Source organism: Psychrobacter sp. Arc9 (assembly GCF_041431295.1).
In the GTDB taxonomy this organism is placed as follows: Bacteria; Pseudomonadota; Gammaproteobacteria; order Pseudomonadales; family Moraxellaceae; genus Psychrobacter.
The window spans coordinates 108,100-122,098 of record NZ_JASMRK010000006.1 but is presented as its reverse complement, the minus strand read 5'-3'; the positions used below and the strand labels follow the sequence as shown (position 1 = coordinate 122,098).

Annotated in this window: 14 protein-coding genes; 2 read left to right on the top strand and 12 right to left on the bottom strand. The window is 42.5% G+C overall.

Annotation, left to right across the window (positions count from 1 at the left end):
* Window positions 1–133 precede the first annotated feature (133 nt).
* The 9 genes from lptA to QO187_RS05185 form a co-directional block, all read right to left on the bottom strand.
* Window positions 134–622 (bottom strand): lipopolysaccharide transport periplasmic protein LptA, encoded by a 489-nt coding sequence (lptA, locus tag QO187_RS05225; protein ID WP_179799007.1) that lies wholly within the window; start codon window positions 620–622, stop codon window positions 134–136.
* A 158-nt stretch (window positions 623–780) separates the two neighbouring features.
* Complete coding sequence (lptC, locus tag QO187_RS05220; RefSeq protein WP_102094540.1) at window positions 781–1,365, bottom strand: LPS export ABC transporter periplasmic protein LptC; 585 nt, start codon at window positions 1,363–1,365, stop codon at window positions 781–783.
* The gene (locus QO187_RS05215) at window positions 1,362–1,928 is read right to left on the bottom strand and encodes an HAD family hydrolase (RefSeq protein ID WP_102094539.1); all 567 of its coding nucleotides are present in this window, start codon (window positions 1,926–1,928) and stop codon (window positions 1,362–1,364) included. The genes lptC and QO187_RS05215 overlap by 4 nt, the downstream gene beginning before the upstream one ends.
* 77 nt (window positions 1,929–2,005) lie before the next feature.
* Window positions 2,006–2,998, bottom strand: coding sequence for an SIS domain-containing protein (locus tag QO187_RS05210; protein ID WP_102094538.1), 993 nt, complete (start codon window positions 2,996–2,998; stop codon window positions 2,006–2,008).
* 220 nt (window positions 2,999–3,218) lie between these two features.
* On the bottom strand, window positions 3,219–3,746 hold the full coding sequence (gene hfq / locus QO187_RS05205) for an RNA chaperone Hfq (protein ID WP_102094537.1): 528 nt from the start codon (window positions 3,744–3,746) through the stop codon (window positions 3,219–3,221).
* Window positions 3,747–4,073: 327 nt separating this feature from the next.
* The gene (gene miaA, locus QO187_RS05200; RefSeq protein WP_102094536.1) at window positions 4,074–5,240 is read right to left on the bottom strand and encodes a tRNA (adenosine(37)-N6)-dimethylallyltransferase MiaA; all 1,167 of its coding nucleotides are present in this window, start codon (window positions 5,238–5,240) and stop codon (window positions 4,074–4,076) included.
* Between the two features lie 82 nt (window positions 5,241–5,322).
* Window positions 5,323–7,107: a DNA mismatch repair endonuclease MutL gene (gene mutL / locus QO187_RS05195; RefSeq protein WP_102094535.1), complete on the bottom strand. Its 1,785-nt coding sequence runs from the start codon at window positions 7,105–7,107 to the stop codon at window positions 5,323–5,325.
* 53 nt (window positions 7,108–7,160) lie between these two features.
* Window positions 7,161–7,691 carry a tRNA (adenosine(37)-N6)-threonylcarbamoyltransferase complex ATPase subunit type 1 TsaE gene (gene tsaE / locus QO187_RS05190; RefSeq protein ID WP_102094534.1) on the bottom strand — a complete coding sequence of 177 codons (531 nt, stop codon included), beginning with the start codon at window positions 7,689–7,691 and terminating at the stop codon, window positions 7,161–7,163.
* Entirely contained in the window at window positions 7,691–8,311 is a 621-nt protein-coding gene (locus QO187_RS05185) for a 6-carboxytetrahydropterin synthase (RefSeq protein ID WP_102091507.1), read from the bottom strand. The genes tsaE and QO187_RS05185 overlap by 1 nt, the downstream gene beginning before the upstream one ends.
* A 351-nt stretch (window positions 8,312–8,662) precedes the next feature.
* Between QO187_RS05185 and QO187_RS05180 the strand changes: the two genes are divergently transcribed.
* On the top strand, window positions 8,663–8,785 hold the full coding sequence (locus QO187_RS05180) for a hypothetical protein (protein ID WP_021815223.1): 123 nt from the start codon (window positions 8,663–8,665) through the stop codon (window positions 8,783–8,785).
* Window positions 8,786–8,893: 108 nt separating this feature from the next.
* Here QO187_RS05180 and QO187_RS05175 read toward each other — a convergent pair whose 3' ends face one another.
* Window positions 8,894–9,226 carry a YnfA family protein gene (locus QO187_RS05175; RefSeq protein ID WP_057760460.1) on the bottom strand — a complete coding sequence of 111 codons (333 nt, stop codon included), beginning with the start codon at window positions 9,224–9,226 and terminating at the stop codon, window positions 8,894–8,896.
* A gap of 221 nt (window positions 9,227–9,447) precedes the next feature.
* Here QO187_RS05175 and htpX point away from each other — a divergent pair, with 221 nt between their 5' ends.
* The gene (htpX, locus tag QO187_RS05170) at window positions 9,448–10,356 is read left to right on the top strand and encodes a protease HtpX (protein ID WP_102094533.1); all 909 of its coding nucleotides are present in this window, start codon (window positions 9,448–9,450) and stop codon (window positions 10,354–10,356) included.
* Between the two features lie 160 nt (window positions 10,357–10,516).
* Here htpX and QO187_RS05165 read toward each other — a convergent pair whose 3' ends face one another.
* Both QO187_RS05165 and QO187_RS05160 read right to left on the bottom strand, forming a co-directional pair.
* Window positions 10,517–12,211, bottom strand: coding sequence for an alpha/beta hydrolase-fold protein (locus QO187_RS05165; protein WP_102094532.1), 1,695 nt, complete (start codon window positions 12,209–12,211; stop codon window positions 10,517–10,519).
* A 246-nt stretch (window positions 12,212–12,457) separates the two neighbouring features.
* Window positions 12,458–13,732 carry a saccharopine dehydrogenase family protein gene (locus QO187_RS05160; RefSeq protein ID WP_102091503.1) on the bottom strand — a complete coding sequence of 425 codons (1,275 nt, stop codon included), beginning with the start codon at window positions 13,730–13,732 and terminating at the stop codon, window positions 12,458–12,460.
* Window positions 13,733–13,999 lie beyond the last annotated feature (267 nt).

Below are 13,999 nucleotides of genomic sequence, written 5' to 3'. Positions count from 1 at the left end.
GCGACAGGCGCCGTATTAGTATTTGATGCCGATAGGTCTAGATTTTTATCATCGCTCATAACTTACTCTTACTTTCACAAAATTTAAGCATTGCTAAAGGCAGACTGATTTACTCATAGCCTGTTTATTTGGATTAACGTACGCCACTCTGATTTGTACCATTGTTAGGCGGGAATACCAATTCAACGCGCTGATTACCACCAGCAGTCGCTTCAACATCACCTGCTTTTAGGCTATAACGAATGACGTTACCAGCGAAGCTTGCACCATTCTGAACCAACTTTGCATTGCCAGTTAGCGTAATAATCCCAGACACTGCATTGTAGTCAATCTTATTAGCCTGCCCTTTTGCCAAGCCCTTTTCTTGCGTGACTACTTGCTGCATAGTCGCTGGACGGCCAGTTGCTACTGCTGAGTTAATGCTACGCTGCTGAGAAAGATTGACCGTGATGTTGTCAGCCGTCATCTTAAACGTACCTTGAGTGATAATGACATTACCTGCATAACTGGTCACGCCGGTACGCTCACTATAAGTGGCTTTATCCGCTAGCAATTTAATCTGCTGATTAGAATCTGATGGCAACGCATGACTATATAGCGGTAGCGCCAATAACATCACCATTGGCAGTGTGCGCAATTTATGCAAGCAGAGTGCTGATGCGCGTAAAGTAGGCAAAAATTTAAGTTTCATATAAATAACTCATTTCATAATAGGTGGTAGGATTTGCAAACTTTATGCTAGCTGCTATTTTTTGACACAGTAAATAAGAAAGACTTTGATTAAAACAATGCTTTGTCTTGGCGTTCAGATGGAGAAAAGGCAACAGCAACTTGGCCAAATTCATATTCACCCGTTTCAAGATTGGCAGTCATACTAGAGGCTTCAAATCGATTCATGCCTTGTTCGATTTTCACAGGCGCGTCACTGTATACTTTGCCTGATTTCGTATTACCTTTTAGCGTACTACCAGTCACTTTTATCGGTTCGATCTCAGGGGTACTCTTATTGCCTTCGCTCACCAGTGTAAATCCACCTGATAAACTAAGCTCCCCTGTCTGTTGACTAATAGCTGCACTGCCCGCTTGAATACGATAGCGTTGCTCTGCAGATGGTTCCCAATTCATGGTAATGCCTGACATTTCATCCTGATTGGTCTCAGGATTATGCGTCAAAGACTCAGCGGTAAGCTCGTATTCGGTTTCACCTTGTTCATTGGTCTGCACGGCTTTGATATCAGTGGCTTCATAATCGACATCTGTTGTTTCAATATTGACTGGCGGCGTTACGTCGCCTTGCTGCTGAAAAAACCAACCTGCGATACCAGCAATAATTAAGGCTAATACAATTAAGACACGTGTATTCACGACTGGTTATCCTGAGTTTGCGCCTCATCAAGCGTGTAATGCGCGATAAAGTCTTGATAATGTCCATGACCTTTTAAAATAAGGTCACATATCTCGCGCACTGCACCAGTACCGCCAGCACGAGTCGTTACCATGTCACTGCGCTTGATGACTTCAGCATGCGCATTAGGTACGGTTGCCGCAAAGCCTACTGTTTGCATTGCTTTGATATCTGGTAAATCATCGCCCATATAGGCACAGTCAGCAGCAGTGATATTCAGGGCAGGATCTAGAGAAGATAGCAGCTCGTTTAGCGCAACAAGCTTATCATCACGGCCTTGCACCACATGGTTGACGCCCATTTCTGCTGCGCGCTTATTCACCATTGCACTACTACGGCCCGTAATAATGGCTGTCAAAATACCGTAGCGTGCTAACGACTTAACACCCACACCATCATGTACTGAGAACGCTTTGGTCTCAACACCATTGGCATCATAGATAATTTGACCATTGGATAAAATACCATCAACATCCATGACCAATAGTTTTACTTGTCCAGCTTTCTGTATCAAGTCCTGCATTATTTGTCTCTTTTTAATATTTATTTTCGAAGCGTTATTCTATATAGCTTAACTATTTCAACGGCAACTCACAAACCTTATTTGACCCCAGCTTGCAGCAAATCATGCACGGTAATAATAGCTTCTAAACGATCTTCATCATCAATAATCAATAACTGGCTAATACCACTCTCATTCATGACACTAAGCGCATCTGACGCACGCATCGTTTTACTGATATGGCGTGGATTACTGACCATTACTTCATGCATTGGCGTTTGTAGATCGATGCCTTTCTCTAACCCTCGGCGCAAGTCACCATCTGTGAACACACCGACGACCTTATTGTTATCATCAGTCACCACTGTCATGCCCAGTCGTCCGGCAGACATAGTAAATAAAGCTTGTTGCAATGGGGCTTGCTGATGAATCAAAGGCAAGTTTTCTGAATTGGTGTGCATCAAATCTTCAACACGCGTCAATAGCTGACGACCCAAGGCACCAGCAGGATGCGATAATGCAAAATCTTCAGAAGTGAAATTACGTGCGTGTACTAAAGCAACCGCTAACGCATCCCCGAGCGCTAAAGTAGCTGTCGTACTGGAGGTAGGCGCTAGATTAAGTGGACAAGCCTCTTGCGACTGACCGAGCGTTAATACAATGTCAGCTGCTCGTGGTAACATACCGCGCTTATCACGACTGATACTGATAAGAGGGATATTTAGATGCTTAACAACTGGCAGTAGCATCTTGATTTCATCTGACTCACCTGAGTTTGAAATAGCAAGCAGTACATCACCTTTCACAAGCATTCCCAAGTCGCCATGCCCCGCTTCACCAGGATGCATAAAAAAAGCAGGCGTACCCGTTGAGGCAAAAGTCGCTGCTATCTTGCGTCCAATTAATCCTGATTTGCCCATGCCCGTGACCACCACTCGACCCTTACAAGTCAGGATGATGTCACATGCTTGTGCAAATCTGTCGTCAATCTGCTCTGTTAGCAGTGCTAACGCAGATATCTCTGTATTAATGGCCTCGATAGCAGTGGTAATAAATTGCTCATGGGTTAAGTTGTTTTTGGTATCACTCATGAATCCGCTCTATTTTTATAATGAATCAATACGCTATTTTACTACACTATGTTTCATATTAGTAATAGTCTACAAAATCTACACTAATATAGTGCTGCATACGGAATAAAAGAGCTTGCTGCTATCTATACAAAAAAAACCCACTATTATTAGCAGGTTTTAAACGAATAAATCATGTCTTAATGTTTTTTCAGACAACACGCTCGATTAATTCAATACGTTAGCTATTGCTATCATTAGAACCGTCGTTTGGCTTATCTTCAAAGCCTGTGTTATCTGCCGTGGTATCAAACCCACGATCTTGACCGAAGCCACCACGCTCGAAGCCGCGCTCTTGACCTTGTCCAAAGCTACCGCGTTCAAAACCACGATCTTGACCTTGGCTAAAACCACCGCGATTAAATCCACTGCGACTCGATGCAAAACCACGTTCTTCAAAGCCGCCAGCAGCAGGGTTGCTACCACGTTCAAAGCCACCGCCTTGATATCCAGTCGGTGCTGCGCTCTGAGGCTGAGCACTTGTACCTGTCGTTGTGCTACTACGTGGGTTACGTGCTGGCACGACTGTTGAAATGGCATGCTTATATACCATTTGGCTCACTGTGTTTTTCAGGAGAACGACATATTGATCAAATGATTCAATTTGGCCTTGTAATTTAATACCATTTACCAAAAAAATAGAGACAGGAATGCGGTCTTTGCGCAGCGAGTTCAAGAACGGATCTTGTAAAGTTTGTCCTTTTGACATGAAATCTCTCCTAAATATTATATAGTTATGTTTTGAGTGCCAATTATTTTAAGTGTTAATTTAATTATAATGGCTAAAAGGTAGATACAATAAGGTGTTTTCTTTATAAAACGTATCTAAATAAATATTCATTGCTCTTAAGTGATTCCACTTTATCGCGAATACGTTATTATTGTAAATAATTAAGTAACTAGTTGTTTCGTTAATACTTTCTGTCTACAAAAGTCTATAAACCAGACATCATAACAAGGCTCAACGCACTGAGCCAAATTATAACAGCTATCTATGTCAATTTTTGAAACTAATTGTGTTAGCTATCATTGCACCTTAAGACAAGTACTCTCGTGCTTCGGCCATGGTTTCAAACGTTTGTAATATCATACGACTGCTAGCATCAGCCCCGCTCTCAAACTCTACTGTCCCATTCGATGATGCGCTAGGCAATTGCATTACCTTTCTTAGCCATGTGTACTGACGTTTTGCTAGCTGTCTTGTAGCATATAATGCCTTATTTTGCATTTCCTGACAAGCAAGCGCCTCGGTCTCTTGGTTAGCCATATTTGGTTGAGTAGCTGACTGAGCAACATTATCTGAGATTTCTTTTTCTCCGTTGACAGCTATATGCTTTTCAAAAGCTTCATAAAATTGAGCTTTATCTAGATGAGTCTCATCAAATATCGGATGCTCAATATGCACCAAGTATTCTAGTACTTGCCTGTAGCCCACACAGCGCATCGAAGGTATATTAGGCGTGAGCGGATACTTTTTTAGTAAGTCTATGACTTCAGCCACTAGCCCTTCATTCCACATGATATCTAGACGTTGTTCGATACGATTATGTAGCCATGGACGATCTGGCATTACCGATAGCGCATGCCATTGCTGATTCGGATTATGTGCCAATGCTTGCTTTGGCTTGCGCTGCCAGTCACTTATTGGAATATGTGTTTGTAGATAGACTTCAATTGCTCGCGTGATACGCTGAGTATCAGTAGCATTCAAGCGCTCATGACTTATAGGGTCTATACTCCCCAAATAATCATATAGAGCGCTAACACCTTCCTCTTGACGCCACTGCTCTACGCTCGCCCGTACGCTGTCATCGCTATCGGGCACAGGAGACAACCCATCGAGTAGCGCCATGTAATACATCATGGTACCGCCTACTAATAATGGTATCTTGCCATTTCTGTGACACTCGTCAATAAGACGAGCAACGTCACTGACAAACTCCGCCACGCTATAGCTTTGCGTAGGATCGATGATATCGACCAAATGATGTGGATAACGCGCCAGCTCAGCCGCTGTTGGCTTGGCTGTGCCAATGTTCATGTCACGATATATCAGCGCTGAGTCCACTGAGATTAATTCAAAACGACCTGTATCGTATAGCTCGTACGCCAGTGACGTCTTGCCGCTAGCAGTTGGTGCCATAAGACAAACCACGCTGTTATCCGTCAGTTTGTGAGGTAGGATATCAGACGAATGTTGCATAAAGTGGCCTTTCATAATATATGGATAACTCAGATATCGATTGGTTTAATTGCTTTAAGATGTTGTAATTATTTTCAGATATTCAGGATAGCATTAGCTTTACTAAGCGATGACTGTCTATCGCTTTAATAGCATTGTTCATGATTATTCCAGTAAGATCATTCACAAAAACCATTGAATCCTGTGCAGACATTTGCGCATTGACCATTATAAGTTGCTGATTAATCTCAGTAGCACTGTTTGGCAATCTATCTTTTTTGAATACTTGCTGACTAGAGGTAAGTGATTCGAACAACTGGCTTACTTTAAACTGCCAGTCTTTAGCACTTATCAGTGCACACTGCCCTTGGTGATAAAATAATAACCAAGGTAGCTTTTTATCATCTGTGTTTAAGTCCATGTCAACAGCTTCTACATCGTTAATGATATCTAAGCAAATTGGTAAAGATGCAGAGGTAGCTGCTCCATCAGAATAATGTGAAGTGCTGTGGTTACTATTGTTACTTTGGTCTGATCGTTCATTGATATAAGATCGCGCTGACTCTTGCAATAAAGGATTACTTGAAAGTGATTGGTTTGCAGTAGACTGATAAGACTGTCTAGTAGATTCTACTTGATTATTCTGCCTTTGGTTATTGCTAGACTGACTACTTGAGATGGGCATTTCAGACGAACGACCTTCAGAAGCATTATTATTTACCCATTCCACAGATTTGTATTGGCTGTCAGTTTCTGTCGTCGCTACGGACGCAGATGCAGAATCAATTCCAAGCCCAAACTTAGCTACATCAATCGTTTTCAACTGCGTACGAACTGTATGGCCTAAGTGCGCCATAATATTATTCAATGGACTGATTTTGATACGCTGTTTAGATGGATGCACATTGATATTCAACCATTGCGTTGGTAAATCAAAATACAGTGCATACCCCATACCTGCTAGCTGCGCACCTTGTGCCAGTTGACGTATTTGATTGCTAATCAATGCTTCTTTTACCAGTCTGCCATTTACATAAATCAGTTTGGGTAAGTCAGATTTGTCATGATGTAGCGGCCATAACCAACCACTAATCGCTGCCTGATTAACATTGCTATCATCGTACGCTACAGACGACTGTACCAGACTCGACAAATCTATCGATATTGCTAATGCATTATCTGTCAATGCCATACCAGTCGCTTGTTCTAGACGCGGCAGTGGCAAGCGGCTGTCATTATTGCCACTAATACTCATAGCACTTGCAGATAATGATAGCCGCTGTTTATTGTCATGAAAAAGTGTCAAAGCAACATCGGCACGCGCCAGTGCAACCTCTCGGACGATGGTTTCAATATGCCCGAACTCAGTAGCAATAGATTTTAAATTGCCACGGCGGGCAGGCACATTGAAATACAAATCTTTTACGACAATCGTAGTACCGCAGTTATGCACAACTGGTAACAGTTTTGGTGTGTCATCTAATACGCCAGCGACCTGTAATTGACGGCCAATACCACTCTCATCATGACTACTGGTTAAGGTCAAACGAGAGACAGCAGCCATCGCCGCTAACGCTTCACCGCGAAAACCCAACGTCGTAATACCATGCAGATTAGCAACGTCAGCAACCTTACTGGTCGCATGACGAGTGATGGCCATAACCATGTCATCAGGATGAATGCCGACCCCATTATCCACTACCTCAATCAGACCCATACCACCTTGAGTGATGCGCACCTCAATATTGGTCGCACCAGCATCGATGGCATTTTCCAGCAACTCCTTGACCACTGCTGCTGGACGGGTCACCACCTCACCTGCTGCTAATTGATTGATTAGCAACGGCGATAGTTTTTTAATACGGGTATTAGGATGATTATCTGGCATTTATAGATGTCATATTTTTGGAAAGTAGCGTTTGGTATAATTTAGATATTCATTTAGATGATAAGTTGTGATAAATCCAAACCCTGCGCTTGACCTGCCTTTGACACTCTCAACTGCACTTGGCGTGCTTCAGTGTCGTTATCACCGCTTACACTTTGGGTCATATCGATGAATAACGTAGGCGGTGGCAAATAGCTATCCGCGCGGCTAGCCCATTCGATGATGACTAGCGCTTCAGGCTCATCGAGATACTCATCAAACCCAATAAAAGACAGCTCTTCTGGATCTTGCAGACGATATAAGTCTGCATGATAAACTGGTTTGATGGAACCATCTTTTCGCTGAATACTGTAGGGCTCAACCAAGGTATAGGTTGGGCTTTTCACCGCACCTGTATGACCAAGCGCTTGTAACCAATAACGCGTTAGTGTCGTTTTACCAGCGCCCAAGTCACCTGCCAGCCACACGCTACCTGTCAGTGACAAGGTCGCTAATTGCTCAGCCAATGCTTGAGTATCTTGCTCAGAGTTTAATATCAGAGTCTTTAGGTATTTGCTATTTTCTATAGATTGACCATCACACATCAGACTGAACCTGCTTGTACTTGCTCTGTCTGAACCTGCATGGTCACGGTTGGATTGGTAAAGCTTTCACCGCGAATCAGCTTGGCATACAGCTCAGAGTCAGTCCACTCAGCACGAACCTGCTCACTGAATTCAAAATCTTCTAGAACTAGTTTACCCATTTGATCGTTTGCAACATCATCAGCAAAACACTGCGCATACCCTGTCGCCGTCTCATGGGCAATCACTGAGTACACGCTGACATCTGCTTCACCATTTTGCATTTGTGTCTGACGTAGTATTTCTTGTGCCCAAAAGAATATCACTCGTGAAAACTGCTCTGCCGATGGCGAAACTGGTAGGCTGATCCAACGTGCGCTAAATTTCTTACACGCTGCGACATACTCAGGATCATCTTTGTTCCAAAAGCAAATGGCATGATCAAAGCTATCGATAATGTCTTTGATAGAAGATTTTAGTAGGCCAAAGTCATAAACCATTTGCCCATGGTCTAAACGAGTGGCCTCAAGGATCAGCTCAATCTGATAGCTGTGACCATGAATCGAATGCTTACAACGCTCAGAACTACAATTACGAACGATGTGAGCATTTTCAAATTTAAATAGTTTACGAATACGCATAATAATTTGACCAAAACAGTAAGCACTATGGTGCTAAATGTTAATAAATAAGAGTTTGCCGCGTTTATGAATCGGTTTATGACGCATTATAGCAAATCGCCATGTATCCGTAAGTAAGCACTTATTAATACAATGATTGATTGAACGAATCAATTGATAAACTAGGACTAACCGTAAACATAAAGAATTTGAACGATAATTGAATCGTAGACGAATTGTGCGAGCGCTATCTATTACTAAAGCTTAAGCCTATACTCTATTCAGTAAACAGCTATGTTAGCTGTATTCACACTGTCTTGAATTCGCTTAACTTTGCGTAATGAGTAGTGTGCTGTAAAAAAGGAAACGATGATGAGCAAAGGTCAAGATAGTAAGAAGAACGTTAAGAAAAAGCCCCTTTTGACTGCTAAAGAGAAGAAAGCTGCCAAACAAGCCAAGAAAGACGACAATGGTAGTATTTTAGGCAAACATTAATAATCAATATATTAATATACCAATCCGACCTAGCCGTTTGATTGGTATTTTTTTGATTCGTCATTGGCCTTTAGCTAAGCACTGTCTTTAATTGAGCTTAGGTTTTGATTAAGCTCCGCGCGGCGCAAACATAATAATCGCCATTCCCAGCAACGCAACTACCGAACCCACTATATCCCACATGGTTGGTCGTATACCATTGACCGTCCACAACCATAAAATCGCCATGCATATATAAACACCACCATATGCAGCATAGACCCTGCCCGCAGCAGTTGGGTGTAATGACAGCAGCCAAACAAACGCGACTAAGCTCAGCGCACCAGGTATCAGCAGCCAGATTGACTTGCCTTCTCGCAGCCACAGATAAGGCAGATAACATCCTGCAATCTCAGCCAATGCAGTAAGCGCAAATAGCCCAACCGTCTTTAATTCTGTCAAAAATCACTACTCCTCATCTACTACTTTTCTAACCTGCTAAAACCAGTCAGGTATTGTACGGCATTCCCCAAAATAATCACCCTATCTCTGTCACCACTTATAAAAAGCTATTTTTTCTAACATTACAGTCAAAACCACAGTAAAATCTATCATAGCAAACAAACCTCTTAGATAACCGCCTATCTAGGCCATACCAACACTTTAAATAGGAAATTAGCGTCATGATGCGTATTGGATTATTTTTATTGACCAACTTAGCAGTGATCGTGGTCTTTAGCATTGTGTTTGGTATTTTATCGAGGTTTTTTGGAATCGGTGGTGTGCACAGCGCAGGTGGTCTTAACTACACTAGCCTTGCCGTTATGTGTGGTATCTACGGTATGGTCGGCTCGATGGTGTCGCTATTTATATCAAAGTGGATGGCTAAAAGATCCACTGGTACGGTAGTCATAGAATCGCCACGCACCGCTACTGAGCAATGGTTAGTTGATACAGTCGCCAAACAAGCGCGAGCCGTAAATATTGGTATGCCTGAGGTTGGTATCTTTGATAATTCGCAGCCAAATGCCTTTGCGACTGGTTGGAATAAAAATAAAGCCCTAGTAGCGGTTTCGTCTGGTCTACTACAAAATATGAACCAGGATGAGGTCGAAGCGGTACTGGCGCATGAGATTGGCCATGTGGCGAACGGTGACATGGTAACCCTTGCCCTTATTCAAGGCGTGGTCAATGCGTTTGTAATGTTCTTTGCACGCATTGTCGGTAGTTTCGTTGACCGTACTGTGTTTAAAAATACCAGTGACCGCCCAGGTATTGGTTACTTTATTACGAGTATCGTAATGGATATCTTACTTGGATTTTTGGCATCTGCCATCGTGATGTGGTTCTCACGCTTACGTGAATTCCGTGCGGATCAAATGGGCGCAAAATTGGCCAGCCGCGAAAAAATGATTAGGGCGCTTGATGCGCTTCGTCCTTCTGCACAGCGACCAGATCAAATGCCTGAGAGTATGAAAGCATTTGCGATCTCATCAGGACAAACGCAAGGCTTTAGTATTGCCAATCTATTCCGTTCACACCCAACGCTTGATGACCGTATTGCGGCGTTGAGAGAATATAATCCTAATTAATGACAATCGATTTAAAACCAACTTGCTACTTGTTAGCAGGTTGGTTTTAAAAAAATACTTTATATAGAAAATTAGAAGTTAGAGTATGAATACTCAGTCACTATCATTTTATTTAGTAGTAAAAGGCTAAACATTAGCGCTAGTTTAAATAAAAGAGATATTACTTCTTTTCCTTAGACGGAAAAAGCGATACCAAACCATCTCCTATGATTCCTCGCCAAGCAAAGTAATCATGTCCTGCAGCATACTCTTGATAATGTGTATCGTACCTTTTTGCCAATAAAACGTCTCGCAGATGACGATTGGTTCCCAATATACCGTTGCTACCACTTTTACCACGAGCCGTTTCAAACACGCCTGCGCTCAAAAAGAAACGAACGGGTGCCTTATCCATTTTTATTACCTCAGACGCTACGAAGTGTTTATCTTCTGCTGTCTGATCTTTTGGATGCCACCAGTAAGACCCAGACATAGAGATAACATTGCCAAATATGTCGGGGTGACGTAGTGCGATAGTCGTCGCTGCTAAACCGCCATAACTTGACCCTGCAATGACCGTTCTATCCGTTGGTATCGCTACTGGCAATCGTTTATTTATTTGTGGTACTAACTCATTGGCCAATACATCTGCAAACATTGGGTTGGCAGGTAATTCACGTGCACGGGCATCATTGTCAGGATTGCTAATAAACACCGCTGTCACTGGTGGAACCTTACCTTCTGCAATCAAATTATCTAAAATCGTGGGCAATCCAACCGTATCAATATAGGCTTCCGCATCAAAGATATATAACAGCACCGCATCATCTTTACTATTCTCCTTGTTGTTATTAACAGTTGGGGAGTAAATGGTGATATCGCGAGTATTGTCCAATGTACTATTGGTAAATTTAAAGGTAGACAACGCTCCTTTGGGAACCTCTGCCTGTCTTTTTATCCAACGCCTATTTGGTGCGTCTTTTAACGTAATAGTAGATTTGGTTGTGTACTTATCAGTGGCTGAACGTGGCCATGAATGGTGATTATAAGGATCGGCTTGAGCCACGGCTTTTATGGCGACTCTACGAGCAAACTCAGACAGAGGTGGCTCAGGGGTATTGGGAGCAATCTGATAGGATAAGTGCGTGTTGTTTGGCACAATAAAACTTTTGTACCATGTATCAGAGTCTACCAATCGTTGCAATGCATCATGATTGGTGGACGGGCCACCCATTAACTTGACATTGCGATAGTCTCCTAGCGCTAAAAACGTCATCACAGTGCCCAAAGCTGTGTCTTCAATCAGCGGTGTACCTAATACTTCCACTTCCGCCCAAAAGCGATCTGTACTCTGCCCTTTCTGCAATGACTCAAGTAATGCCGATACTCTGGGGCTGAGTAACGTGTCAGAACTGTCTAGAGAATTTCCTAAAGAACCTTTTAAATCTTGCTCTGCTAAACTAACACGTTGTTCGAGCACTATCTGATAAGCACCTGAGCCAGACAGTCGCCAGGTCTCTGCACAGTTTTCGGCTACTGAATAGAAGTGTTGTTTGCCACTTTTATTATCAATCAAACGGCGCGATACTTTTCCTGTGGCATCGATAACATCTAGCGTCATCATACTTCTATCACTCTCAACATATCCGGTTAGATAATCGCCTGTATCGCAAGGAACGCTAAAGTCTAATGACTTATGCTGTGGCTTGATATCAGCGTTTTCCCTGTTGGAATGATTTAAATCGCCTTTTAAGGGACTTTCAATCGTTAGCATCGTTGCCTCCGAACCAAATGCAGGAAATGACGCCGAATATAATAAAAAGGTAAAGCCTGCTATGGCCCATTTCTTCTTAGGAAGAAATCGTATGTATCTCATTCACTACTCCCTCATTTATTCACTGACAAACATCTAATTTCTACCTTTACAGAATGTCTAGCGAATGATACAAAAGTGAAATACTACCTTATTTTTAATATAGATGATATTGAAAATCATTATCGTTTGATAATTTATTCTGTATAATTAAATAGACAATGACAATTTATTTTTTCTTTATAAAATAAAAAACCCACCTGACTCAATTAAAGTCAGATGGGCTTTTAGAATAGATATAATGACTAACTAAATATCAAACTCAAGCGCTCTATCGCCTTCGCTATCTTTGATACGCGTTGGCAAACCAATCTTATTTAGCAGATTGATAAATGGCTTGGCATCTAACTCTTCGACGTTGACCATTTTGCCTGCATCCCATTCGCCAGTCGCGACTAATATCGCAGCAGCAACAGGTGGCACGCCTGCGGTATACGAGATACCTTGGCTACCAACTTCATTGTAAGCATCTTTATGATCTGAGACATTGTAGATAAACACTTCAGTCTCAACGCCATTGATTTTGCCTTTGACTTTGTCACCGATACAGGTCTTGCCTGTATAGTTCGGTGCAAGCGAGCTTGGATCTGGTAGTACTGCTTTAACAACTTTCAGTGGTACCACTTCTTGGCCTTCAGCAGTCATCACTGGCTGCTCAGATAGCAATCCTAAGCTCTGTAGGACAGTGAAGACATTGATGTAATGCTCACCAAAGCCCATCCAAAAGCGAATGTTTGGTACATCTAAGTTAGCTGACAATGAATGCACTTCATCATGACCGCTTAGATAGCTGTTTTGCACACCTACAACTGGCAAGTCGTCCGTACGTTTAACTTCAAACATTTTGTTAGACTGCCACTTGCTGTCTTGCCAAGAGTAAACCGTACCGGTGAACTCACGGAAGTTAATCTCTGGGTCAAAGTTGGTCGCAAAGTATTTGCCATGGCTGCCCGCATTGATATCAATGATATCGATATCCGTCACAGATCCTGCATCCATCATGTCATAGCCAAGACGCGCATAAGCGTTGACCATACCAGGATCAAACCCTGCACCTAAAATGGCCGTAACATTGTTGTCTGCACAGCGCTCTTTACGTTGCCACTCATAGTTGTTGTACCATGGCGGTGTCTCACAAATCTTACGTGGGTCTTCATGAATAGCCGTATCTATGTAGGCAGTACCTGTCTCAATGCAGGCTTCTAGTACGGTCATATTGATAAATGCCGAACCAACATTGATGACTATTTGTATTCCGGTGTCTTGTATCAGCTGCACGAGTGCTTGGCTGTCCATCGCATCGACTTGATGCGTATGCAAGACCGCAGCCTGCTTAAAGCTGTCTTTTTCTTTTACACTTTGGGCGATGGCATCGCATTTGTCTTTTGTACGTGAGGCGATATGAATCTCACCAAGTACATCATTGTGCATCGCACATTTATGCGCGACCACTTGAGCGACACCGCCTGCTCCGATGATCAGTACATCTTTTTTGTTGGGCTTAGCTTGTTGGTTTGTGTTCAATGAACAATCCTCCTTTGTGTCCCTGTCGATACCATTGATAGCGGCTATGCAAAACAGAAACGAGTGAATGATATGCGTGAATTAAAAAGGAAGACCGAGGAAAACCCACGCACCCGTCGGGCAAATAATACTCCATTATTTGCCCGACGCGATTATAACAATTTTTATTCCCTTATCGGTAAAAAATAATGTATCAATAGCAGATACCTTAAAATCACCCGTTATTAAGACTAAGCCTTTGTTTTCTAATGTAGAAAAGTCTTAGAA

Bases quoted from the DNA above. Each gene is read 5' to 3' on its own strand.
- lptA (WP_179799007.1), bottom strand. From the start codon at position 622: ATGGTGATGTTATTGGCGCTACCGCTATATAGTCATGCGTTGCCATCA.
- QO187_RS05215 (WP_102094539.1), bottom strand. From the start codon at position 1,928: ATGCAGGACTTGATACAGAAAGCTGGACAAGTAAAACTATTGGTCATG.
- QO187_RS05210 (WP_102094538.1), bottom strand. From the start codon at position 2,998: ATGAGTGATACCAAAAACAACTTAACCCATGAGCAATTTATTACCACT.
- hfq (WP_102094537.1), bottom strand. From the start codon at position 3,746: ATGTCAAAAGGACAAACTTTACAAGATCCGTTCTTGAACTCGCTGCGC.
- miaA (WP_102094536.1), bottom strand. From the start codon at position 5,240: ATGCAACATTCGTCTGATATCCTACCTCACAAACTGACGGATAACAGC.
- mutL (WP_102094535.1), bottom strand. From the start codon at position 7,107: ATGCCAGATAATCATCCTAATACCCGTATTAAAAAACTATCGCCGTTG.
- tsaE (WP_102094534.1), bottom strand. From the start codon at position 7,691: ATGTGTGATGGTCAATCTATAGAAAATAGCAAATACCTAAAGACTCTG.
- QO187_RS05185 (WP_102091507.1), bottom strand. From the start codon at position 8,311: ATGCGTATTCGTAAACTATTTAAATTTGAAAATGCTCACATCGTTCGT.
- QO187_RS05180 (WP_021815223.1), top strand. From the start codon at position 8,663: ATGAGCAAAGGTCAAGATAGTAAGAAGAACGTTAAGAAAAAGCCCCTT.
- htpX (WP_102094533.1), top strand. From the start codon at position 9,448: ATGATGCGTATTGGATTATTTTTATTGACCAACTTAGCAGTGATCGTG.
- QO187_RS05165 (WP_102094532.1), bottom strand. From the start codon at position 12,211: ATGAGATACATACGATTTCTTCCTAAGAAGAAATGGGCCATAGCAGGC.